Genomic DNA, 22,864 nt, shown 5'->3' on the forward strand with positions numbered 1-22,864 from the left:
AGCTGGGCGGTCGACTGCCCCGCCCCCGCAGCACCACCCCCGCCGCCGCCCGAGCCATCAGCGTCCGAAGCCCACACCCAGCAGGCGTCATCACCGACCACCACCCACCACACCGCCACCAGCACAGCGGCCAGCCCCACGGCTGTCCACCGCCACCGGACCCAGCACTCCGACGCGCGCGCGTTCCTCGTCCCCACCCGGCCTCCTCACACGTCGCTCCCTGGCCGGGAACCAGACACCCGCCGGTGTCGCGGCGGGGTCTGGTTCCCGAAATCAACCTCCTAGGAAGCCACCTGCCAGGGCCGATGCGACAACGGGCGCCCGGATTTCATCGGCACGACCTCGGCGGGCGGGGTCCGATCGACGCCAGCGGTGCCCACGAGCGCGTCACCGATGGCGACCTGCCCCGTGCGTATGGCCGTGAGCAGGCGTTCCTCGGCGCGCTCGCGTCGCTTCGCGCACGCCTTGTAGGACACGCCCAGCTCGTCGGCGACCCGCGTCAAAGGGACGTTCTCCAGCCGGGTGCGAGCGATCAGCCGAGCCTGGGAAGCCGAGAGCACCCCCACCCGCACCGCGGCGACCAGCAACAGGTCCGGGCTGCCCGCCACGGCCCCTTGGCAGATGGTCTGCTGGCCCGGGGCCCCGGCCGGCATCGGTGCGTCCAGCTCGCGTTTGCGCGCCGAGAGCGCGGCACGGTAAGCGGGCCGGGTCAGGTACCAGACCAGGCGGGCGTAGTCGGTGTTGATGGTGCGCACCTGGCGGATCGTCTCGGCCAGGATCGCCGACTCCACCTCTGCCGCGGACCCCCGGGACAGGCCCCGGCAGGCTCGTCGAGCGGCGTTCCTCAACGCGGGCATACACAGCCCGAGAGCTCCGACCATCCAGTCCTGGGAGTGCCGTGCGGCGCGGATGGTGTGCCGCCACACCCCGTCCCGAACATCATTGGGGGTGTCCTCGCCCATCAGGACGTCACGGAGTTCGTACAGCGAGTAGGTCCGGTCCTGGAGCCAGGGATGGACCTGGCCTCCGTGCAGGGTCAGGTGGGTGGGTGCCAGGTGAACGAAGTGGGTCTCAACGACTGCCAGCGGTGACGGCGCAAAGGCCACGGGTGCCTCCTCGAATCGTGACGAGAAACGACACCCGCATCAAAACAAACGTGATTCTCAGAGGACGCTCAGAAGAGGATCACCGCGCACTCAATCCGCACTCACAAGGAACTCACCAAGGCAAAGAAACAGTAAAGCTTGAGAGGAGATCAGCACCTCAACCCTCAGCCCCCCACCCTCATGAACCTCTCACACATCGACCACGACCTGCATAGATGCCAAAATGAGCAGCTCGCGAGCATCCTCTCAGACGACTCTCACCCACACCACCCGACGGGACGGGAAACATTTCTTCGACACGCACACAGAGGGACTGATGAGGCGTTTTTCAGCACAGGACATCGGAGTTCTCTTCCCGCACTCACAGGCTGCTCACTTCGTCGTCATTCTCTGCTCACTCATGAGATACAGGGAGAGCGATCGGCCAATACGGCAACGAACCCGCCAGGACAGGTGTCTGTCCACCGAACCGAAGCAAGATCATTCCAAGGTGTTGAGGCCTTTCAGGCGACGGTTTCCACCAGGGCGAGGCCCGCTCCCCGTACAGCGGCGCCCCAGTCGGTGACGGTGGGGCGTGCGCGCAGGAGAGCTCGGCGTTCGCGTTCGGTCATACCTCCCCAAACCCCGAACTCAACTCGGTCATTAAGCGCTTCGAGCAGGCACGGCATCCGGATCGGGCACCCCGAACAGATGCGTTTGGCGTCGTTTTGCGCTTTGCCGGTGACGAACAGCGCGTCGGGGCTGTGGTGACGGCAGTGGGCGCGGGGATCGGTCAAGGCGGGAGTGGCGGTCGAACGGGTCGGAACCGCGGTGGTCGTGGTCGAGGGCATGTGGAAGTCCTGGTGACGTGGCGATCGAGGGTCGTGAGGAGGGGCACCCTCCCCGGCGGGGGAGCGCCAAGGGGAGGGTGCCCCGGGGAGACGGTGCCGCTGCTGGGAGGGGAGAAGGCGGCGCCGTCGGGTCAACGGATGGCGTTGAAGCGGTCCAGTTCGGTCGGAGCGTAACGGCGCCGCCCGCCGGGCGTGAGTAGGCACGCCAGCTTTCCCTCCCGCGCCCAGACGCGAAGAGCGTTCGTGCTGGCGTGGAGGCGTTGAGCGGCCTCATTCGGGGTTAGCAGCGGTTCGTGCTGAGGACCACTGGTGAGGATGTCGATGTCGGCGGCCCGGTAGACGGTGCCGGTGCTGGGGGTCAATGTGCTCGGGATTCTGTAGTTGGTGGCGACCCGCTGGATGAGTCGTGGGCTGATGTTTAGGCGCGCAGCGACCTCGTCGCGGGTGTAGTAGCGTTCACCGTCGATGTCCAGGTAGGCAAAAGCAAAGCTCACAGCGTGTCCTCGTAGTCCTGGGGCGGTTGGAGCCGTGCGACGTCTGCTGGGGTGGGTCGTTGCAGCGGACGCCGCACGGCAGCTCGGGCGGGGCGGCAGGTCATTCCCCCGTGAAGCAGGCAGGGGCCCAGTAGTCGGTGGCGATCTGGGCCATCTCAGCGACGGTGCGAGCGCCCACCGTGTCCTGGACCGGCAGCCCCTCCAAGTCAGGCAGGCATCGCATGAGCCGCTGGTGCACGGTGGCGCGGGCCAACGACCCCACCCCAAGCTCCTGAAGGTCCGTGTCAGGTCCCCACGGCGTGACCTGCTCGGGCAGCGCACCGGCGACCAGGTCGGTGAGTACCTGACCGATCTCCTGGCTCGCCTGTTGGCGGGTGTAGCCCGTCAGCGTGCGCGAGCCCGGAACGACGTCGGGTGGGGCGGTGTGAGTCCAGGCCCGCAGCGGTAGCGACACCGCCGCGCGCCGCGGGGTCGGCCATTGGGGCGTGACGCCGAAGGTGTAAAGGGCCCCCACCGCGGCGAGTGCTTCGGTGCGGTCGGCGTGCTCTCGTGTCAGCGGGATCACCGGCGGGTCGAGCCGGTATCGGTCGCGGGCCTGGCCCAGCGTCGCCGCCAGGGACGCGGACAGGACGGGGCGTGCGCCGACCTCGACCACCACCAACGGGTTGTCCTGGACGGCCAACGCGTGCAGGACGTGGTGGAGGTGGACCGGGTCGCGCAGCTGGCGGCCCCAATAGGCAGCGGTCATCTCTCCTCCGGACAGGCGCTGCCCGGCCGCTGTCGACCACAGCGCCACCGACGCGGGCTCGGGTGTGAGCCCCGCGAGCTGGTCGGTCAGGGTGCGGGCAGGCTGGTCCATGAGCGGACTATGGGCGGGCGGAGCCTCCGGGACGTTCCGGTACCAGCGGCCCGCCTTGGCCAGGTCGGCGGCCAGGACATCCAGATCCGCTTGGGGACCGGAGATCACGCTGGCGTTGGGGGCGTTGAGAGCGGCCACGGCGGTGCGCGGGTGGTCGGCGATCAGGGCGTGGGCAGCCTCAGTGTCCAGATCGGTGGCGACCAGGCCCCCGTGGGGGGCGGCTTTGGCTAGCAGTCGGGCACGCGCGCACACCAGACGGGCTGCGTCCTGGTGGGAGAGAACGTTGGCGGTGCTCGCGGCGGCGACTTCCCCCAGCGAGTGGCCCACGACGATGTCGGGGGTGATGCCCCAGGAGGCGAGCAAGCCGGTGGCCGCGACCTGCCACGCCCACTGGGCGGTCTGATACCGGACCCGATCCGGAACGGGAGCTGGGGGCAGGTGAGCGGCCAGCGCGTCGTGGGCACGGGTGAGTGCGTCGGCGAACACGTCGTTGGCGTCGAGGTCGGTGCCGCAGGTGGGGTGGCCGCCGTGTCCGGAGTAGACGAACACCACGCGGGGGCGGCGCGGCGGAGGCACACGGGGCCCCTCCATCGTCGGATGGGTGCTGGTCTGGGACAGGGCCGTCAGGGCGTGTGCAGCGGTGGTGGAGGTGGACGCGACCACGGCGGCGCGGGCACCGGGCAGGTGGTCGCGACGGTGAGCGGCCGTGGCCGCCACCGCGCCCAGGTCGGAGTGGTTTCGCACGGCTTCTGCCCACCGGCCAGCGGTCACGGCCAGAGCCTGAGGACTGCTGGCGGAGAGAGGGATCAGCACCGGGCCCGGCTCGTGCGTGCCGCGCTGGTCGGTGTGGTCGCGGCGGGCGGGGGCTTGTTGGAACACGGCGTGGGCGTTGGTGCCGCCGAACCCGAATGCCTGCACCGCGGCGGTGCGTGGGTGACCGGTGTGCGGCCACCTCCGAGGCCCGACAGGAACAGCGAGGCCCAGACGCTTCAGCAGGGGCAGGGGCTGGGTGTGGTTGCGGGTCGGCGGGAGTATCCCGTGCTCCAGGGCCAGTACGGTCTTGATGGTGCTGATGATTCCGGCCGCGCCTTCTTGGTGGCCGACGTTGGGCTTGACCGAGCCGATCCACAGCAGCCGGTCACGGTCCGCGGCCAACTCCCGGCCCAGAGCGCGGACCTCAACTTGGTCCCCAGCGCGGGTGCCGGTGCCGTGCGTTTCCACGTAGTCCACGTGAGCGCGGTCGACGGGAGTGTGGGCGTAGGTGAAGGCGAGCAGCTCTCGCTGGCCTTCCACGTTGGGGGCGCCGACGGGTTGGGCAGCACCGTCGTGGTTGGTCTGGCTGCCCACCAACAGGACGCGCACCCGTACCCCGGCCGCCTCGGCTTCCTTCAGGGGTTGGAGGATGACCACGCCTGCGCCCTCCCCGCGTACGAACCCGGACGCGCGGGTGTCGAAGGGCCGGATCTGGCCATCGTCGGCCAGCACCCGCGAGGAACGGAACATGCGGGTGTGGGTGTCCACCGCCAACAGGTTGACGCCACCCACGACCGCCAGTTCGGCCTCGCCGCAGGTCAGCGCCTGGCGGGCGCGGTGAAGGGCCACCAGGGACGCCGAGCAGGCGGTGTCGATCGTCTCGGAGGGACCACGCCAGTTGGTGACGTGGCACACCCGGTTGCTGAGCATGGAGGGGATGGCCCCAGCGGTGTCGACCATGGTCCCGCCCTGCCCAGGGCCGAGACGGAGCAGGGCTTGGTCCAGGCAGGAGGACCCCACCCAGCAACCGACCCGGCGCCCACGCCAGTCGTCCAGAGCCATCCCGGCGTCCTGGAACGCTTCGTCGACCAACTCCAGCAGCAGTTTCTGTTGGGGGTCCATCGCGGTCACCTCCGTGGGCGAGAACCCGAAGTGGACGGCGTCCAGTCGCTGGTCCTCCTCCGACAACAGCGCGGCGGGCAGGATCGCGGCACGGGGGTGGTCGTCGGTGTAGGAGGTGATCAGGTCGCGTTGGGCGACCAGAGCGTCCCAGAACTCCTCGGGGGTGGCGATATCACCGGGAAGACGGCAGGCCAGGCCGGTGACGGCAATCGGAGCGCTCATTTGGTCGCCTCCCACAACACCACGCACCCGCGCACCCGCACGTGCACTCTGGCGAACCGGGACCGCAGCAGGTCGGTCCAGGCGTCGGCGTCGTCCCCGCGGTTGTTGAAGATCCCCCGGGAGTTGTAGAAGCCCATCAGGGCGCGGGCCTGCGGCCAGGGACGCACCTGGTCGCCACGGCTCATGATCGTGGAGCCGAAAAAGCGGCCTCCTGGCTCCAGAACCCGGTGGGCCTCCTCCACCGGCAGCACCTTGTCGCGGACGTCGTCGCCGTCCAAGGCGTGGACCACCAGCGACATGCCCACCGACCTGAAGGTCTCGTTGTCCAGCGCCCATGGTTTGAGCGCGTCCTGTGTGTGCTTGAGCGGAGCGTGGGCGGCCAGTGCGTGGGAGGCCATCTCCAACGGGTGGAGGTGCTTGTCCAGCAGGTGGATCTGGGTGTGAGGGGCGAGCCCGGCGCGCAGCAGGAGGGTGCCGGTGCCCGGCCCCACGTCCAGGTGGCGACGAGCCACGTTGTGTCGGTACTGGTCCACCAGGTCGTGTGAAGGGCACCCCCACACCAGCGGGCAGGAGATGCGGTGGACGAGTAGGTCGTAGCGGTTGAGCCACCCCGGCGTGTACACGCTGGGGCCTGTGGAGGGTGAGGAGGGCATAGCGCGACTCCAAACAAAATGGGGAAGGCGGTTAGAGGGCTCCGACCTGGCGCAGGAAGGCGTGCGCCTTGAGGGGGTCGTGGAGCCAGTGGGTGAAGTCGGCCGGGCGGTCGAACGCGTCGACCCAGCGTTGCGCCACCTGCGGGTGGTGATGGGCGGCTGCGGCCACCTGGAGATAGTGCGGCTCCAACGATCCGGCCCAGAACCGGCGGATCATCCCGGAGAACGCGGTGCTGTGCTGGCCGTACAGGTCCCAGAACCGGGCGTGGACGTCCTCCATCCACTCCCGGGTGAACGGCCGGTCGCCGCGCTCACCGACCGCCTGGTAGAGGAGCTCGGCGTGGTAGGTGGAGTTGGCCCACCCCTGGCAGCTGACCGGATCGGAGCCCAACACCACGTCGGCCAGCCCGATCACCAGTCCGCCCGAGGGCAGCACGCCGACCGGGGAGCGCACGACGGGGTCGACGTGGGTGAGCAGAGTGGGGGATCCGGTCAAGGGCACCAGCTCGGCTCCCTGACACTGGTCGGCTACATCCGGCACGTGCTTGGCCATCGCCGCACGCATGTTCTCCCAGACCCGTTCCGGGTCACGTGCGCTGACGCGGCGGGGATCCTCATTGGTCCCCAGCTCGGCGATCAGATCGAAGTCCGAGCCGGGGCGCGCGCTCATCATCACGCTCGTGGCGACCCCCTCCAGGGTCAGCACGGGGATGGTGAACACCTCACCCTGGTCGCAGGAGACCGCTCGAATGCGGTCCCCCTGCTCGTGGGCGCCGTAGACGAACGCTTGGGCGTAGGCGCGCCGCTCCGCCCCGGCTGATCGGCCCGGGTCGCGGTCGAACAGGTGCCCGAGTTCGCCGTTGCCGGTGGCGACCACGATCAGGTCATAGGCGTGACGTTCGGCCAGGAAGTCGAGGGCCTCGGTGGTCATCGCCGTGGTGACCGATCCTCGGCGGTCGCGTGCGGTGTCTTCCAGGGAGTCGTAGTAGGCCAGCCAGTCGGCGATCTTGACGCTGCGGTCCACTGACAGGCCGGGGCCGCGAGACCAGTCGGCGCTGATGAGGATCGGATCGGTCCCTGGCGGGCGCAGGGACAAGTCCACCCCGTGCAAGCGGGGGGCCATCTCCTGCCACCGAAATCCCAACAGGCCCGCCTGCTGTTCCAACGCGAAGCTGGAGGGCATCGACATCTGGGTGATGGCCGGTGACGCGGCCTGGATCTCCTCTGCGGTGGAGGCGCCGACGAGGCGTACGTCGTGCCCGGCGGCGGCCAGTCGGTGGGCCAGGTACAGGCCGGACTGGCCAGTGCCCACGATCAGGATGCGGCGGCCCATCAGTGCCTCTTCCGGGTGAAGGCGGCCAACAGGTGCTGGAGGAGAGTGAGCATCGAGGGGTCGTCCGTGGCCTTACACGGCACCATCGGCGTGGTGGGATCCAACCCCAACCGCTGACGCATGAGTGTGAGGGGGGCGTCGTGCTCGGGGGTCGCGTGCACGGTGACCAGCAGCGGCACCTGCTGAGTGTCCAGCCACGCCACGATGTCGGCCGCCTCATCCACCCGGTCCGGGCCCACGCACACGATCGCGCCGGCGGCTCCGCGTGTGACGTCTCGGCGCAGCAGCTGACCGCCGTGCGTGGGCAGTGTGATCAGGTGCAGGTCCATGCCGACGCCGGGCGGTGTGCAGCGCCCGTAGACCACGGCCACTTCCACCTGCTCCGACCCGGGCTCGGTGTCGCGTTCGACAAGCATCGTCTCGACGACGCGGACCGGTTCGATGTCGCTGAACGCGTCGACCAACTCCTCCCCCTGCGGGACACCAGGGCTGGCGACGACGACTTTGACGTGGGTGGCCGTGCGTCCCTCGGAGGTGCGGTCCTCCTCCACCACCACCAGGTTTTCCTCGCGTAGCTCGGTGACGGCCAGCTTGGCCACGCCACGTGGCAGCTGGCGGCGGTGCGCGATCTCCATCACCGTCACAGGACGACTGGTGAGGGTGGTGTCGCGGCACAACTCGTACACACCGCCGGTGGTCGGCGACAGATGTGCGGGGGCAGGGGTCTGCGGGGCAACGGCGCGGACCAGATGGTGTTCGAGCACCTGGACACGTTCAGCGCGTGACCGCTCAGGACCCGGTGCGAGCCGGGGGACCATGGGCAACCTCTCCACGAGTTCGGTGCGCCCACGATCTCCAAGATTCTCGGCCCGATGATTCCCCCCGAGGGGGTACCCATGGTGGGTACCCCCATGGCGGGGAGTAGGTGAAATCCGCCCCCATGGCGGGGTGTGAGGAGGGACACTAAGACTCCGGCAGGTCTTCAACAGACGTCCCCGGAGGCGCTATGACCCCCGCCCCACCGCTCGTGCTCCCCCGCTCCTTCCTGGACCGCCCCGACGTGCGCCACGCCCTGGCCAACCGCGACTTCGGCACAGCCTTTCGCCTGGCCACCGACGAGCTCGATCAGATCAGCAACCGCAAGATCGCCCTGGCCTGCGGCATCAAGCACGAACGCGTGGGCCGGATCATCCGCGGCCAGATGCGCATCACCTCACTCGACAAAATCGAGGAGATCGCCGACGGGCTGCGCATCCCCGGACACCTCCTCGGCCTGGCCTCCCGCCCCTGGGAACAGACCACCCCACCCGTGCCGCCCCAGGCGCCGCCCTCCGCCAACCTCGGTGACCCCACCAGCTCCGAGGCCTCCCTGGGCTTCGCCGACACGCTGGCCGACACCGCTGACGCGGCCCTCATCGACGATCTGTCCGACCAGCTGCGCCACCTGGCCGTGTGCTACGTCCACGCCCCGCTGCCACCGCTGTTGCCCCGCCTGGTGGCTCTGCGCGACACGGCCATCGGTCACTACCAGGCCGGAGTGCGTCCCCGTCACGCCCAGCAACTCCTGGTCATCCTCGGAGCCACGACCACTCTGCTGGCACATGGCGCGCAGAACATCGGCGACCGCCGCGCCGCCACCGCCCACCTGGTCGCCGCTCGCCGCTACGCCGACCACGCCGACCACACCCCGTTGCGTGCCTGGATCACCGGCAGCGCCGCCCTGATCGCCGAGTGGACCGGCCAGGCATCCACCGCCGCCGAGCTGGCCGCCCGTTCCTTCCACCACGCCCCCCACGGGCACACGGCCGTGCGCGCCGCCGCCATCGAAGCGCGCGCCGCGGCCCGCGTCGGCGACCATGCCCGCGCCCTGCTCGCCTTGGACCGCCTCCAGCACGCCGCCGACCGTCCCCCAGCCGACGACGATCTCGGCGTCCACCTGGGCGGGTTGTTCGCCTTCCCGGACGCCAAACGCGCCTACTACATCGGCGGCACCTACCGCCTCCTGGGACGTGCCGACCAGTGTTTGGACCACACCAGCACCGCTCTGGAGCTGTACCGGACCGGACCGGAGACCGAACGCAGTTACGGCGACCAGGCCCTGGCCACCGTGGACGCCATCTGCGCCCACCTGGGCCGCGGGGAACTCGACGGAGCCCAACCGCTCCTCCAGGACCTGCTGGGGCTGCCTGAGGAGTTGCGCATCCAGCAGCTGGCACCCGCCCTGGCCCCGATCACCCAGGCCCTGGCACGTCCCCGAGTGCGCGCCACCCCCCTCGTCTCGGACATGGCCGCACAGCTGGAAGCGTTCGCCCCCGCCTGCGTGCCGCACGGACTACCGTGGACCAGGTGAGTGTCCACACCCCCTCCGTCCCGGCCATGGTTGTCGACCTGTGTGCGCGCGCTGGCCTGCCCACCACCGGTCTACAACCGCTGCGCCACCACGCCACCGGCGTCTACCTGCTCACCGACCCGCAGATCGTGGTGCGCATCAGCCCCGCCCACCACCTGGAATCCCAGCGCAGAGCCCTGGCCCTGACCCGATGGCTGAAGGGCCACGGCGTCGATGTCACCGCCCCCTGTGGGCTGGACCAGCCCGTGGTGCACGGCGACCACCTGGCCACGTTCTGGGCCTACTACCCCCAACAGGGTCGCCCCGCCCCGCCACCCCACCACCTGGGCCGCATCCTGCGCCGTATGCACGCCCTGGCCGACCCTCCGGTGGAGCTGCCCTCCTACACACCGCTGGCGAGTCTGGGCCGCACCCTGGTCACAGACACCGTTCTGGAACCCGAAGACCGCGACTGGCTCACCGAACGGCGCCACCACCTCCTGGAGTCCTACGCCCGGTTGGACTTCCCCCTCGGCCCACCCAGATGGATCCACGGCGATGCCTATCCCGGCAACACCCTCTGGGCCGGATCCCGGGTGCTCCTGGGCGACTGGGACGAGGCCGCGCGCGGTCCACGCGAGCTGGACCTGGCCAACACTCTGCACGGCCAACGCCGTTTCGGCCGTACTAGCGCCGACATCGACGCGTTCTGGGACGCCTACCAGGCCCCACCCCGTACCTGGCCCGGATGGCGCGTCCTACTCGACATCCGCGACCTGCACACCCTGTCCGCGTTCTTGCGCCGTGCGGCCCGCCCTGATGTCGCCGCCCACCGCGAGGTCCGCCGACGCCTGGCCACTCTGCGCGCCGGGGACACCACCACCGCCTGGACAAGCGCCTGAGAAGGGGGGACACCCGGTGTCCTACACCCCACCCGCGGCCCTGCCCCGCCACCTGCTGGACCGCGACGACCTACGCGAGGCCCTGGCCCGCCACGACTTCGCGACCGTCGTCCACCTCGCCCGCCAGCACGGGATCAGCAACCTCAAGATCGCCGACTCCTGCGGCATGAAACCCGAACGCGTCGGCAAGATCGCCCGCGGCCAAGTGCGCGTCACCAGCTACGACAAAATCTGCGACATCGCCGACGGGCTGCGCATCCCCGGACACCTCCTCGGCCTGACCCCGCGCCCCTGGGAACAGACCACCCCACCCCCGGACCACCAGTCCGACACCGCATCGACCATCCTGGATGAGGTGAACCGCCGACAGCTCCTGCGCGCCGCCGGAACCGGACTGGCCGCCGCGCCTTTGGCCTCCCTGACCGACATGATCGGCCCGCCCGAACCCCCCGACCAGGTCACCCCCGCCGACATCGATCACCTGCACCACGCCGCCACCACCTTCGCCACCTGGGACCACAGTTACGGCGGCACCGTCGTGCGCGCGGCCGTCACCAGCCACCTGCACTGGGCCACCGCCCTCCTGGACGCCCCCCTGCCCCTCACTCTGCGCAGCGACGCCTTCTCAGCCGTCGCCCACCTGGCCACCGTCACCGGCTTCATGGCCTTCGACGACTACCACCACCACGACGCCCGCCGTATGTGGGCGCTGGCCACCGACACCGCCGAGGAAGCCGACGACTGGCACCTCCGCGCCAAGATCTACTCCCACCGCGCCCGCCAGGCCATCTGGTGCGCCCACCCCGACCAGGGCCTGACCTACGCCGAGATGGGCCTGGTGCGCTCTGAACGTCTCTCCGCCCCCGAACAGGCCATGCTCCACACCGCCCGTGCCCGCGCCTGGGCCAAACTCGGTGACGTCGACCAGACCCTGGCCGCTATCGACGCCGCCGACACCGCGTTCATCACCCCCACCGCCATCACTCCGCCGACGTGGATGGCCTACTACGACCACGCCCAACACCACGGAGACACCGGACACGCACTGTGGGACCTAGCGGCTGCCCACCTGTACCCCGCGCATGAGGCCGCCGGGCGCCTTCAGACGGCCGTGGACGGGCACGGTGAAAGTTACCGTCGCTCCCGCGCGATCTCCCGCATCAAGCTCGCTTCCCTGCACCTGCGCATCGACCCGGAACTGGGTGAGGCCACCACTGTCCAGGCCCTGGAGGAAGCGAGGCGTGTGCGCTCCCGCCGAGCCGAGGACGACCTGCGCGAACTCCACCGCACCTGCCGCCACACCCATGGCAGCGAACTCGCTGACCGGGTGCGCCTGACGATCGGAAGCAGCCGATGACAACCCTGCCGCAGCCCCTGCCTCGTGTCCTGGAAACCGCGGCCTCGGCGGTCGGGCTGTCCGTCGCTGGCGCCCGCCCGATCCGACTCGGGGAGAACGCCCTCATCCTCCTGCCCAAGGTCGGGGTCGCCCGCATCGCTCGCCCTGGCCAGGAACACGCTGCCCACCGCGAGGTCGCCGTTGCCCGCTGGCTCACCACCTGCGGTGTACCCGTCGTGCGCCCCTTAGACGTCGACCAGCCGGTCATGGCCGAGGGCCGCGCGGTCACCTTCTGGGCCGAACTGGGTGAGCACACCCGTGGCACCGTCACCGACGTCGCCCACCTGCTCACCCAACTCCACACGCTCGACCCGCCCACCACACTCGACCTCGGGCACCTGGACCCGTTCGTCCGCCTGCGCGAACGTATCGACGACGCCCACACCCTGGACGAGGCCGACCGGGAGTGGCTCACCGGCCACCTGCGCGACTTGCGCGCCGCCTGGGAGCGCTTGCCTGCGGGCAGGCCCTGGAGCGTGGTGCACGGTGATGCCTGGGTCGGCAACGTCGCTCGGCTCACCGACGGCTCCGTCGTCCTCCTCGACCTGGAGCGGTGCTCGGTCGGCCCACCTGAATGGGACCTGGTCTCCACTGCGATCAAGGCCACGTCATTCCCTTGGGTGGACCCAGACGACTATGCGGACTTCGTCCGAACCTATGGCTATGACGTGCATGATTGGGAAGGGTTCACGCTCATGCGTGACATCCGTGAGTTGCGGATGACGCTCTACTTCGCCCAACACGCGCCCGCCGACCCTGCAATGCATGTAGAAGCCCAGTTCCGGTTGCAATGCCTTCGGGGTGATCGAGGGTCGAGGCCATGGGCATGGACACCTGCCACGTAAAGATCAAGCCTTGGGAGGGCCGCTTAGACAGGGGCGGCAGAAGAGTTGACCATCACTCTGCACCAGGACGGTGAACCGTCCCTCAGCGGGAGTCGCCAAGGTTCGGCCTCTGGTCATCCAATTGGTGGAGGAGATCGAAGATGACGCGGTTGTGGCGGGCGTCCGCCAGGGCATGATGCAGGTCGGAGCCCTGTTCGGGGAGCGGAGGGTCACCCAGCCTCTCTGCCTCCTGTTTGATGTCATTGGTCCGCATCGGAATTCCTTCTGGCAAATCGGACATCGGTCCATACAGCCATGTTAGGGCGACATGATCGAAGGATGCGTACCACGCCCAGAGGCTCGGATCGGGAGTGGAGACGACGAAGTCACGCACCTCTCGGGCGATTCTCCTCTTTGGCTTCACACTGACGTCGGAATGGTCGATCTGACAGACGATGCCATTACCGACCACTTTTGTGTCGGCCAACGGAAGGTGTGGGAGGACGTGTTCGCGTAGCCAGGGATGTTCGCATGCGCGGATCCAGTCCGCGTCCGCGTTGACCGCGTAGTACTCCTGGCCGTCGTCGCGCACCATCCCGATCGAGAGGATCTCCAGGCTGCCCCCATCCTCCCGGAACTCTGTGTCATAGAAGATCCGCATCGTCCCCCCAAGCTGACCGGCCCACTGGATCACCAGGTTTCATCCTGCCCCTGAGGATGCGCGGTGAAGGCAGCGTTCGCGATCTTGGCGCGCGGTGATCGTCGGATCAGTCGGGATCTGTTGCCCTGCCTCTTCGCCAAAGACGAGGTGCCCGCAAAGCCCAGGAGATATTCGGACATGTCAAAACCTGGGACAGCCAGGTTCGATCCAGGCTGCTGACCGGACCTGAACTCCATTTTTCTCCGTCCGCTTCGGATGACGGAAGGAGTCGTTCCTGAAATATCTCGCTTGTGTACTCGCTGCGAGTAGGGGATGCTGCATGGGCTGCGATCGCGTGTTCGAGCAAGAGCAACATCAACACCATGTGCGGAGATGTGATGCGTTTGCCTTATCCGTCCGTTTTTGTTGACGATTCCTCACGTGAGACCGTTTCGCTATCGACACGAACCCCTCCGGAAGCGCTCAAGGAAGCGCTGTACCGGATCAGCCTCAGCTCCCGGCTTCCCGGCGGCCTCATCGCTTCCGCCCTGTCTGAGCTTCTCCACGCTCAACCAGAATCAGCGCGAGACCACTATCTGGCCGTATTGATGACCGGCCTGATGGCCCGCGGTCCACGTGAGGACGAGGTCGTTGAGCTGTTGGAAGCCGCACTCACCCTTGATCCTGTCACTCCCGTCTCAGCGAACCAGGACGGGCATGATCGGCTGGTGGTCCTCGCGGGTAGCGGTAAGAAGGGCCTGAAGACCTTCAACATCTCGACGTGCAGCGCGATCATCGCCGCTGCGGCGGGAGCCCGCATCGTCAAGGTGGGGTCTTATGCCACCTCGTCGGTCCTGGGGTCCCGTGACTTCGCTACCCGGATAGGTCTACCGCAGCAAACAGACGGTCGAGCGGTACTGGATGCCGTCGCCCGTCACGGCTTCTCGTTCGCTCCGGTGGAGGAGATGATCCCCGCGTTGGACCGGGTTTACGGCGGCCGGTTCCATGTGCTCACGCCCTTCAGCTTCGGTCTCGCCGCTCTGGCGTCGCCTGTACGAGGAGATGTGCTCATCTTCGGGCTGGCGCACCCCCGCGTCGACCTGGCGGCTGCGGTCCTCGCGAGGTTCGGGATCCGTGACGCCTTGATCGTCTCATCCGGAACGGAATCTGGTCGTTTCGCGGACGAGCTGGGCGTTGGTGACTGGTCTCTTGTGTGCGAGCTTCGAGACGGGACCGTCGGCGAGGTGCGGCGTCACTCGGCCGACGCGCTCCCTGGGGCCAGCAGTGGCCGCGCGGAGCCGGTGCGGGCCCCACGATCGTCGGATGAGGCGTTCAACTGGGCGCTTGAGGCACTCGGCGGCCGAGGGACCACACGGCACATCGACATCCTCGCCCTCAACGCGGGGTTCCTGCTGAACACGGCGCGCATCGTTTCCGATATCGCCGAGGGCTACGACCTAGCCCTGAATCTCATCACGAGCGGCCGGGCCGTGGACCTCCTCCGTGAGCTGTGTGCGGGTCCGTCCGAACACCCGTGGGCGTGGAACTGATGGCCCGCGGTCCGCGAAGCGGTGAGCGCGTTCTGTGGGTCCCCTACGCGCAGTACGGCAGCCTCTACCCGGTGGTTCCCCTCATCCAGGCGGTGCTCAGGGACGGGCACGAGGTCGTGATGCTGGGGCCGTCAGAACTGACCGACTTGGCGGAGACGCTCGGTTGTGAGCTGCGCCCCTATTGGTCGGACATCACCTATGACTGGGCACGGCGCGCTTCGGTGGACAAGCACGGGCTCGGTCCCGATGTGCTCGGCTCCGGATGGTTCATCGAGCGGGTGAAAGCGGAGTACGAGGAGGTCGGCGAAGCAATCGCCTCGTGCGCCCCGACCACGCTGCTCATCGACTCGTTCGTGACCGGGGCGGGAATGGCGGCTGAGTCCCACGCGGTCCCCTGGGCGTCCTACGTGCACTATCTCATCGACCAGGACGCCGATGTGGACGCGATGCACCGGGTCTGGTGGGAGGGGACAGAGCGTGACCGTGAGGCGTATCTGCACTGGTGGGGGCAGCTCCGCGAGGACGTCGGTGTGGGGCCGGAACACCGACCGGTCGCCGACGCCCCGTGGTACCGGTTGTCCCCTCACCTGACGTTCGTGCTGGGACACCCCTGGCTTCGGCGGGGACGGAAGCCAACTCCCTCCTCCATAGTGCGAACCTCGTTCCCACCCTGGGACACGCTGGAGCCGGAGGAACCTGTGGGCGGGGGAACAGCGAGAACGCTGGAGCGCCCGCGCGTTCTGGTCTCCAACAGCTCAGCGTGGCAGGACGATCTCTCCCTGGTGGAGAGCGCTCTGTCCGCGTTGAGAGACGCGAATGTCGACGTCGTCGTCACGGTGTCTGCCGAGCACCCTCGCATCACCGATGTCCCCTCGAACGCTGTCCTGCTTCCCCATACGCCGCATACCCGGCTCCTTCCCAGCGTGGACATTGTGGTGTCCACGGCCGGTCTCGGGCTCGTGAGCAAGGCGTTGTGGTGGGGGATCCCGCTGGTCCTGGTACCGCGAGGGCGCGACCAAGGCTTCGTGGCCGACGCTGTGGTCTCGGCCGGATGTGGGCTCCGGCTCTCGTGGCCTCCGGATCCGCGCGAGCTGGCGGAGGCGGTGAAGTCCGTGATGGCCTCAGAGGCTCTGCGTAAGCAGGCGCGTGAGTTCTCCGGGCGTGTTGCGGGTTACCCGAGGCCGGAGGAAGCTGCCGCGCTTCTGTTCAGCCAAGAACGGAGGGTGTGATGGCCAGGATCAGGGTCGTGCACGTCCCGGCCCGCACACCCTACGCGCGCAAGCTGTCCAGCGAGCATGTGGGGATCGTCAACAGCGCCGACGGGGTGCCCCGGGACCTGACGTTGCGACAGGTGCTGGGCCGACGTCCGCTCACCTGGTTCGACGTCCTGCACCTGCACCACATCGAGTTCGATGATCTCTCCACGCTCCGGCTCGTCCTGTCCGAGTGTGCTCGTGCTCGGCGTCGCGTGGTCTTCACCGCACATGATCTGGAGCCGATCTTCACACCACGGTCGCAGTACCGGCGCAAGCTACGGCTGCTCGCCGAGTGGCGGGTGCCGTTCGTCTGCCTGACGCCCGGTTCCGAGGCCGAGGTACGCCGACGGTGGCGACCTGAGACGACAGTCTTGGCACCCCATGGCTACGTTGCGCCACCGCAGAGGTTTCCAGGCCGTGATCGGCAGTGCACCCCTGAGGCCCGTTACCTGTTGTTCGGCGCGTTGCGCGACAACCGCGACGTCACCACCGTTCTGTACAACTGGCGCTTCGGACGACGGCAGCAGGAAACCAGCTTGACGCTCCTGTTGAGGTCTCCCGGCTCCATCAACATCGAGCAGGAGCGGGACCGGTGGGAGTTGATCGCCACGATGGCGACGGCGGAACCGAGACTGCGTGTGGAGCTCGCCCCTTTCCCCACGGACGCTGAGGTGGTCTCGACCGCCCAGGGCTGCGACGCGCTCATCCTGCCCTACGTGTGGGGAACGCACTCCGGGCAGCTCGAACTCGCCTTCGACCTCGGTCTGCTGCCGATCACCTCCGATGTCGGCTTCCTCCGTGAGCAGTACCAGCAGCACGACGGGCTGGTACCCGAACCGGTGTGGTTCGACTGGTCGGACGGCGCCGAATACGCCTACGGCGAGCGCTTCGGCAGGGCGTTGGAGCAGGCGGTCGGCCTCATGGAGAAGAACGCCCCTGTCCGCGACGCCGACGCTTTCGCCCAGCATCGCCGGGAGGAACACCAGCGGGTCATGTCCATCCACCACGAGCTCTATGAGAGCGCCTGGTCGTAACCCCGTAGGAGGAGAAGTGACACATCAGCCACGCCAGCGGCGGGGAATCGTTTTCGACCTGTTCGGCACGCTCGTCGCCGCGCCGACGATCGATGATCGCCAGGCCGCCGCCAGAGAGATCGCCACAGTGACCGGAGCCCTTCCCTGCATGGTTGAACAGCTCCTGGTCGAGAGCTGGCCCCAGCGGCACGACGGCACGCTTCCCACCCTTGACACGCTCGCCGACTACCTCGCCGTGCAGTCCGGGGCGCCCGGATCGGCTTCGAAGCTGGCCCGGTTGCTCGCAAGCCAGGCGGCTTCGCGGTTGGAGGCGGACGATGGCGTCATCACCGCCCTCCAGAAGCTGCGCTCCCACGGTTTGAGGATCGCCGTGCTCAGCGACGCGTCCGCCGACATCGCCCATGCCTGGCCGCGCTCCTCCTTGTTCCCTCTCGTTGACTTCGCCACGTTCAGCTGCGTGGCCCGGTCCGTCAAACCCGATGCGGGACTTTACGAACGCTGTGTCCAGGGTCTGGCGCTGGCGGCCAGGCGACTCCTGTACTGCGGTGACGGTGGCGGTGACGAACTGTGGGGTGCCACCCGAGCGGGGATGCGCGCCGTGCGCGTGCACAGGCGGGGCGGCCCAGGGAGCCTGGCCTACGGAGAGCGCCCCTGGGACGGACCATGCATCCCCGGCGTCGAGGAACTCCTCGGATTCCCATTGCTGCCCGAGGAGACGACGTGAGGCGCGCTCGCGCCCGGATGGGTGCGTGGAACGTGTCCGGTGGCAGCCTGGAATGGGTGCGGCAGGAGCGCCCGGAACCAGACGCCAGCGAGACCCTCGTCAAGGTCGCCTACTCCGGAATCTGCGGCAGTGACCTCGCCAAGCTCACCCGTGCCCCCATCCCCTCACCCGGCCGTGCCTGGTGTCCGGGACATGAGATCGCGGGGTGGGATCTGGGAACCTCCCCACCACGCCCCGTGGTCGTGAACCCCCTCATCCCCTGCACCCGATGCGGAAGATGCGCCACTGGCGACACCCATCTGTGTCCTGGCCTGCGGCGTGTGGGCTGGGATCTGCCCGGCGGGTTCGCCGAGTACCTCACCACCCCCGTCGGCCAGGTGGTCGAAGTCCCAGGCGGGGAAGGGCTCCGGAACGGGGTCCTCGCTGACCCCATGGCCGTCGCGGTCCACGGCGTCCGCTGTGGTCTGGCCACAGTGCCCCCTGCTCGCCTCGGGGTGATCGGCTCGGGCGCCGTGGCGATCTGCACCGCGGCCTACGCGGCGCACATCGGCTGGGACGTCACCCTGCTCGTACGCGCCCCCTCCCGGCTGGGAGCGTTGAACGGACGCCTCAGCGCCCTCATCCGCCCGGTGCCCGACAGCTCGAACCCAGGGTTCGACGCAGTCGTGGACGCCGCCAGCGGACACACCAACCAGCCGCTGGATCTGGCGATCGCGTTGGTACGCGACGGTGGTCACGTGCTCGTGCAGAACGCCTACGACCCCGGGGTCCGCCTCCGGCGGGACCTGCGGGACGTCTTCCGGCGCTCCCTGACCATCAGCGGCTCGTTCTCCTTCTGCCGTGACGACTTCACTGAGGCGCTCGGCCTTCTCGCTCCGTGTCCCTCCTGGGCCGCGCCGCTCACCCGCGCACTCTTCCCCCTACGTGTCCTGCCCACCGCCCTGGCCCGTATGAGCGGGCACGACCGCGCCCGTCCCCTCAAAGCCATACTCACCACCGAAAGCGCTGCGCAACGATGACCGAACCCACCCCCACGGCTCCTGCCTCCACCGTTTTCTACTCCGAGGAGTACTACCGGACCCTCGTCGAGAGGTTCGGATACAGCACCTTCGACCTCCAGCGGTTCGACTTCGCCCTCGCCGGTATGAAACACGACGAACTGAACCTGCGGTACCTGTGCCATCACAGGGCCAATCAGTTCATCGCAACCGCCCCACACCGGCGGATCGTCACCACGGGGTTCGGCATGTCGGGACCACCCCACATGGCCAGCACGTCGCAGATCATGAAAATGGTCCGCCTCCAACAGGGCGGGGAACGCTGTCAGATCGTCCTGGGGGATCTGGACGCCTACAACGGCCGCACGCGTTCCTACGGCTACACCCGCGAGCTCGCCGAGCGGTTCCGGACGTTCGCCACCCGCCTCGGCTTCGACACCGCAACCGGCGTGCTCCGTGACCAGACCGGACACGCCGAAGCCCTGACGACTATGTACCTGCTGGGCCGCTACGCCGAGGACGCCGACTTCGACACTGCCGAAGAGGACAACCACGCCTACTACGCCGCCCGAGGACTCGTCGATCCGACCATGACGTTCCGTCGTCGACTCTCCCTCGCCCTCATGGCCGCAGACTTCGTCTCCCTGGGACAGACACACGACGCCGTCCTGGTCCTGCTCGGCATCGACGAGCACAAGTACGTGCGCTTCGCCCAACGTGTGGCGGAACGCTTTGACCAACATGTCCCGCTATGTGGAGATTTCATACTATCTGCGATCTATACACGACTCACCACGGGCTTCAACGGACACCCGAAATCCTCCAAGAGCATCCCGGGATCCGGCATCACCGTCGAAACCCCCACCAACGAGATCCGCCGCCTGGTCAGAGCGGACCAAGCCAAGAACCCCGCCCTCTCCCCCGTCTACCAGCTCATGTACCAGATGTCCTACACCTCATACGAGGATCTTCTCGACATCCACCAAGCCTGCACGGAAGGGACACCACGGTGGAAAACAGAGAAGGAGCACTTCATCGAGTTCCTCGCGCACGTCAAAGAGCTGTGGCCGTAATCCGATCGGACCGCGAAACCCATCCCGATAGACTTTGACGACGATCGATCAACCCCCGTCTGACTTTTGTGTAAGGACGCCATGACACGCCTCGGTGACTCGATATCCCACAGCCTCGGCCTGCTCGACCAGGACCTTTCCTCCGAAAAGGTCGTCGAGGAGCTGCTCACCGAGACCGTCGCCCGACGGCGGTTGGACCTGTCCGACCTCAGCCCGGCAGAGCAGGCCGAACTGATCGCTGGACGCACCGTGGACGTCCTGCCCACGGTCGAGAACCTGCGCGAGAAGATCGAGGAGGTGGCCTCCGCAGGTCGCCCCCTGACCGTCAAGCTGGGGATCGACCCCACATCCGCGGACGTCCACCTGGGGCACGCCGTCCCCATGATCATTCTCAGCCGGTTCCAGCGCATGGGGCACCACATCGTGCTGATCATCGGCGACATCACCGCCAAGATCGGCGACCCCTCCGGCAGGTCGGGGGACCGCCCCGCCCTGACCGACGCCGACATCGCCCGCAACCTGGCCACCTACCGCGACCAGGTCGCGCCGTTCTTCGACTTCACCCGAGCCGACTTCCGACACAACAGCTCCTGGCTCAGCGAGGTCCGGCTGCCCGAACTGATCGAGATCCTGGCCCAGGTCCCGGTGTCCATGTCACTGCAGCGCGAGGACTTCCGTACACGTCTGGAGCAGGGGCACGGGTTGAGCACAGCGGAGTTCATCTACTCCGTGGTCATGGCGATCGACTCGGTCAAGATCGAAGCCGACATCGAACTCGGCGGTGTGGACCAACTGCTCAACATGCAGATGGGACGCAAGGTCATGGAGATCACCGGCCAGAAGCCCCAGCTCGTCGCCACTATGCCGCTCATCGAGGGCACCGACGGCACCGGCAAGAAGATGAGCAAGAGCATGGGCAACTACATCGCTCTGAGCGCCGCCCCCGAGGACATCTTCGGCAAGGTCATGTCGATCCCCGACCGACTGGTCAGCCCCTACCTGCGCGCGTGGACCGAGTGGAGCGACGCGGAGATCAACGCCGTGAACGCGCGTGTGGAGAAGGGGACCCTGCACCCGATGGACCTGAAGAAGGTCCTGGCGGGCGAGGCGGTCGCCGCGCTTCACGGTGTCGAGACCGCGATGTCGGCCCGAGCCGCGTTCACCGCCCAGTTCTCTCGTCGCTCGTTCGGTGACATCGACACGCTCCCCGTCGTGGACGCGGCCTCCACCAGTGAGACGGTCGGTGCCGTACTCGCCCGAGTCCTGGAGTTCACCCCCAGTGTCTCGGCCGCACGACGGATCGCCAAGCAGAACGGCCTGCGCATCGTCATCGAGACGGCAGGAGGCCAGGAGGCCGTGATCCTGGCAGAGGACGACGTCCAGCGACCGCTGAGCGAGGCCGTGGACAAGGCCCTCTCCTCCTCCGGGCAGCCGTCGGAAGAGACGGATGTGTACCTCAAGGCCGGACGCAAGGTCGCCCGCATCGAACGCTCGAAGCAGTGAGCAGGATCTAACGAGCGGTTAGAAGCCTCGGTGCCACAGAGCACCGAGGCGGAAGCTTGTGGGGTTCGACACCAGGCTGAGGCGAGAGCCTCCTTGCAGGCTTATCGTTGAAGCCCCAGTGGCCGCAGTCAGGATGAAGCTGGCACACCAGCACAGGCCGCACCAACCTCAGCACACACCCGCCGAGCATCAGCAACGGCCCTCCGCTCACTGGAGTGGCAGGAAGACGATCCCAGCGCTCCAGAGACCCCGTCGCCCTCGGCACGAACAGAGCTTTCTCGCGTGAGATCTACCACCGCTGTTTGCCGCCCCAGCGGGGCCGTTTCAAGGGTCAAATCCATGCGGCGAACGGGGTAACGCTTCGGCCTCAGCGTGCTCTCGGTTAATAAAAAGGGCAGGGGTATCGAAGGAGGCGCCGCGAAGCCTCCGCCCCGCCCGGAGAAGGGAACCAGCATGGAGGTTGTGCTCCTGGTCTCCGCGTTGGCCGTGGCCGGTCGGGCGCTGGCGTGGTTGAGCACATGGGTGCGCGAACGGTATCGGCGTGAACGGCTGGCCCTGGCAGTCGACCGGCTACCAGAAGGCAGCAACTACACCGACGACGGGGGTGGAGTGCATGTACGCGTCGGTGGCACAGTCCACAGCGGCGATACCTGATCCATCGTGGCGAGAAAGCCGGGCAGGCCAGGAAAGCACCGATCATGACGACGCACTCCGCACGGTCCGATCAGAGCGGACCGCACGAAGAGAACCACCGACCAGATCCACCGCCCGCCCAAGCCGTCTCCTTCGAAGACTGGTACAAGCGTGACATGCCAGGGCTGGTGCTGTTCGCGATGATGCTCGGGGCTCGCAAGGAGGACGCCCGCGACCTCGCCCAACAGGCGTTCGCCGATGCCTATCCGCGCTGGGACACGATCGACTTCCCCAGGGCCTACCTACGCACCTGTATCAGCCGGGCCTACGAACGGCGCCACGCAACACTTCAAAGGTACGAGACCTGCACCGACTCCATCGTCGAGAGCACAGCTCCAGCCGACCCCGCTGTCGGCCGGATCGAGATCCACGACCAGGAGCAACGGATCCTTACAGAGATCAGACGACTTAAACCCGGCCAGCGCGAGGTCATGGCCTGGACTCTCGATGGATACGAACCGGCCGAGATCGCCTCGATCCTCGGGAAGTCGCAGGGTGCGGTACGCGCGAGCCTGTACAAGGCGCGCAGGAATCTTCGGCATGCCCTGGCCAGTCGGAAGGAGGACTAGC

The 22,864-nt window shown here is 67.8% G+C and carries 21 protein-coding genes; 12 read left to right on the forward strand and 9 right to left on the reverse strand.

Annotated features, from left to right (window positions below; translation table 11 throughout):
- The 8 genes from AB0I72_RS26810 to AB0I72_RS26845 form a co-directional block, all read right to left on the reverse strand.
- A partial coding sequence (locus AB0I72_RS26810; protein WP_358573479.1) for a hypothetical protein occupies positions 1 to 197 on the reverse strand: 197 nt, incomplete at its 3' end.
- 84 nt (positions 198 to 281) lie between these two features.
- Positions 282 to 1,106 (reverse strand): sigma-70 family RNA polymerase sigma factor, encoded by an 825-nt coding sequence (locus tag AB0I72_RS26815; RefSeq protein WP_358573481.1) that lies wholly within the window; start codon positions 1,104 to 1,106, stop codon positions 282 to 284.
- 503 nt (positions 1,107 to 1,609) lie between these two features.
- Positions 1,610 to 1,936 (reverse strand): WhiB family transcriptional regulator, encoded by a 327-nt coding sequence (locus AB0I72_RS26820; protein ID WP_358573483.1) that lies wholly within the window; start codon positions 1,934 to 1,936, stop codon positions 1,610 to 1,612.
- Positions 1,937 to 2,067: 131 nt separating this feature from the next.
- Entirely contained in the window at positions 2,068 to 2,430 is a 363-nt protein-coding gene (locus tag AB0I72_RS26825; RefSeq protein WP_358573485.1) for a helix-turn-helix domain-containing protein, read from the reverse strand.
- A gap of 100 nt (positions 2,431 to 2,530) precedes the next feature.
- Positions 2,531 to 5,386: a type I polyketide synthase gene (locus AB0I72_RS26830; protein ID WP_358573487.1), complete on the reverse strand. Its 2,856-nt coding sequence runs from the start codon at positions 5,384 to 5,386 to the stop codon at positions 2,531 to 2,533.
- Complete coding sequence (locus AB0I72_RS26835) at positions 5,383 to 6,039, reverse strand: class I SAM-dependent methyltransferase (RefSeq protein WP_358573489.1); 657 nt, start codon at positions 6,037 to 6,039, stop codon at positions 5,383 to 5,385. The genes AB0I72_RS26830 and AB0I72_RS26835 overlap by 4 nt, the downstream gene beginning before the upstream one ends.
- 31 nt (positions 6,040 to 6,070) lie before the next feature.
- Positions 6,071 to 7,372, reverse strand: coding sequence for a styrene monooxygenase/indole monooxygenase family protein (locus AB0I72_RS26840; RefSeq protein WP_358573491.1), 1,302 nt, complete (start codon positions 7,370 to 7,372; stop codon positions 6,071 to 6,073).
- Positions 7,372 to 8,136 carry a hypothetical protein gene (locus AB0I72_RS26845; RefSeq protein WP_358573493.1) on the reverse strand — a complete coding sequence of 255 codons (765 nt, stop codon included), beginning with the start codon at positions 8,134 to 8,136 and terminating at the stop codon, positions 7,372 to 7,374. The genes AB0I72_RS26840 and AB0I72_RS26845 overlap by 1 nt, the downstream gene beginning before the upstream one ends.
- A gap of 242 nt (positions 8,137 to 8,378) precedes the next feature.
- Between AB0I72_RS26845 and AB0I72_RS26850 the strand changes: the two genes are divergently transcribed.
- The 4 genes from AB0I72_RS26850 to AB0I72_RS26865 are packed head-to-tail and all read left to right on the forward strand — an operon-like array spanning position 8,379 to position 12,844.
- Positions 8,379 to 9,722 (forward strand): hypothetical protein, encoded by a 1,344-nt coding sequence (locus AB0I72_RS26850; RefSeq protein ID WP_358573495.1) that lies wholly within the window; start codon positions 8,379 to 8,381, stop codon positions 9,720 to 9,722.
- Positions 9,719 to 10,603, forward strand: a complete 885-nt coding sequence (locus AB0I72_RS26855; protein WP_358573498.1) for a phosphotransferase — start codon at positions 9,719 to 9,721, stop codon at positions 10,601 to 10,603. Before AB0I72_RS26850 ends, AB0I72_RS26855 begins: the two co-directional genes overlap by 4 nt.
- Before the next feature lie 16 nt (positions 10,604 to 10,619).
- On the forward strand, positions 10,620 to 11,960 hold the full coding sequence (locus tag AB0I72_RS26860; protein WP_358573501.1) for a hypothetical protein: 1,341 nt from the start codon (positions 10,620 to 10,622) through the stop codon (positions 11,958 to 11,960).
- Positions 11,957 to 12,844, forward strand: coding sequence for an aminoglycoside phosphotransferase family protein (locus tag AB0I72_RS26865; RefSeq protein WP_358573503.1), 888 nt, complete (start codon positions 11,957 to 11,959; stop codon positions 12,842 to 12,844). Before AB0I72_RS26860 ends, AB0I72_RS26865 begins: the two co-directional genes overlap by 4 nt.
- A gap of 82 nt (positions 12,845 to 12,926) precedes the next feature.
- Here the strand turns inward: AB0I72_RS26865 and AB0I72_RS26870 are convergent, their stop codons facing one another.
- Positions 12,927 to 13,517: a hypothetical protein gene (locus tag AB0I72_RS26870; RefSeq protein WP_358573505.1), complete on the reverse strand. Its 591-nt coding sequence runs from the start codon at positions 13,515 to 13,517 to the stop codon at positions 12,927 to 12,929.
- A gap of 257 nt (positions 13,518 to 13,774) precedes the next feature.
- Between AB0I72_RS26870 and AB0I72_RS26875 the strand changes: the two genes are divergently transcribed.
- From AB0I72_RS26875 to AB0I72_RS26910, 8 genes are all read left to right on the forward strand, one after another.
- Complete coding sequence (locus AB0I72_RS26875; RefSeq protein ID WP_358573507.1) at positions 13,775 to 15,013, forward strand: hypothetical protein; 1,239 nt, start codon at positions 13,775 to 13,777, stop codon at positions 15,011 to 15,013.
- Positions 15,013 to 16,242, forward strand: coding sequence for a nucleotide disphospho-sugar-binding domain-containing protein (locus AB0I72_RS26880; protein WP_358573531.1), 1,230 nt, complete (start codon positions 15,013 to 15,015; stop codon positions 16,240 to 16,242). Before AB0I72_RS26875 ends, AB0I72_RS26880 begins: the two co-directional genes overlap by 1 nt.
- The gene (locus tag AB0I72_RS26885) at positions 16,242 to 17,303 is read left to right on the forward strand and encodes a hypothetical protein (RefSeq protein ID WP_358573509.1); all 1,062 of its coding nucleotides are present in this window, start codon (positions 16,242 to 16,244) and stop codon (positions 17,301 to 17,303) included. The genes AB0I72_RS26880 and AB0I72_RS26885 overlap by 1 nt, the downstream gene beginning before the upstream one ends.
- 16 nt (positions 17,304 to 17,319) lie before the next feature.
- Complete coding sequence (locus tag AB0I72_RS26890) at positions 17,320 to 18,027, forward strand: HAD family hydrolase (RefSeq protein WP_358573512.1); 708 nt, start codon at positions 17,320 to 17,322, stop codon at positions 18,025 to 18,027.
- The gene (locus tag AB0I72_RS26895) at positions 18,024 to 19,046 is read left to right on the forward strand and encodes an alcohol dehydrogenase catalytic domain-containing protein (RefSeq protein WP_358573514.1); all 1,023 of its coding nucleotides are present in this window, start codon (positions 18,024 to 18,026) and stop codon (positions 19,044 to 19,046) included. The genes AB0I72_RS26890 and AB0I72_RS26895 overlap by 4 nt, the downstream gene beginning before the upstream one ends.
- Positions 19,043 to 20,098, forward strand: a complete 1,056-nt coding sequence (locus AB0I72_RS26900) for a hypothetical protein (protein ID WP_358573516.1) — start codon at positions 19,043 to 19,045, stop codon at positions 20,096 to 20,098. The genes AB0I72_RS26895 and AB0I72_RS26900 overlap by 4 nt, the downstream gene beginning before the upstream one ends.
- Before the next feature lie 81 nt (positions 20,099 to 20,179).
- Positions 20,180 to 21,601 carry a tyrosine--tRNA ligase gene (gene tyrS, locus AB0I72_RS26905; RefSeq protein WP_358573518.1) on the forward strand — a complete coding sequence of 474 codons (1,422 nt, stop codon included), beginning with the start codon at positions 20,180 to 20,182 and terminating at the stop codon, positions 21,599 to 21,601.
- A gap of 698 nt (positions 21,602 to 22,299) precedes the next feature.
- Entirely contained in the window at positions 22,300 to 22,863 is a 564-nt protein-coding gene (locus AB0I72_RS26910; RefSeq protein WP_358573520.1) for a sigma-70 family RNA polymerase sigma factor, read from the forward strand.
- The last annotated feature ends 1 nt before the right edge of the window (position 22,864 follow it).

This window comes from Nocardiopsis sp. NPDC049922, assembly GCF_040660275.1.
Taxonomy (GTDB): domain Bacteria; phylum Actinomycetota; class Actinomycetes; order Streptosporangiales; family Streptosporangiaceae; genus Nocardiopsis.

Excerpts from the sequence above, each read along its gene's own strand:
- AB0I72_RS26820 (WP_358573483.1), bottom strand. The coding sequence starts at position 1,936 with ATGCCCTCGACCACGACCACCGCGGTTCCGACCCGTTCGACCGCCACT.
- AB0I72_RS26830 (WP_358573487.1), bottom strand. The coding sequence starts at position 5,386 with ATGAGCGCTCCGATTGCCGTCACCGGCCTGGCCTGCCGTCTTCCCGGT.
- AB0I72_RS26835 (WP_358573489.1), bottom strand. The coding sequence starts at position 6,039 with ATGCCCTCCTCACCCTCCACAGGCCCCAGCGTGTACACGCCGGGGTGG.
- AB0I72_RS26840 (WP_358573491.1), bottom strand. The coding sequence starts at position 7,372 with ATGGGCCGCCGCATCCTGATCGTGGGCACTGGCCAGTCCGGCCTGTAC.
- AB0I72_RS26850 (WP_358573495.1), top strand. The coding sequence starts at position 8,379 with ATGACCCCCGCCCCACCGCTCGTGCTCCCCCGCTCCTTCCTGGACCGC.
- AB0I72_RS26865 (WP_358573503.1), top strand. The coding sequence starts at position 11,957 with ATGACAACCCTGCCGCAGCCCCTGCCTCGTGTCCTGGAAACCGCGGCC.
- AB0I72_RS26880 (WP_358573531.1), top strand. The coding sequence starts at position 15,013 with ATGGCCCGCGGTCCGCGAAGCGGTGAGCGCGTTCTGTGGGTCCCCTAC.
- AB0I72_RS26885 (WP_358573509.1), top strand. The coding sequence starts at position 16,242 with ATGGCCAGGATCAGGGTCGTGCACGTCCCGGCCCGCACACCCTACGCG.
- AB0I72_RS26900 (WP_358573516.1), top strand. The coding sequence starts at position 19,043 with ATGACCGAACCCACCCCCACGGCTCCTGCCTCCACCGTTTTCTACTCC.
- tyrS (WP_358573518.1), top strand. The coding sequence starts at position 20,180 with ATGACACGCCTCGGTGACTCGATATCCCACAGCCTCGGCCTGCTCGAC.
- AB0I72_RS26910 (WP_358573520.1), top strand. The coding sequence starts at position 22,300 with ATGACGACGCACTCCGCACGGTCCGATCAGAGCGGACCGCACGAAGAG.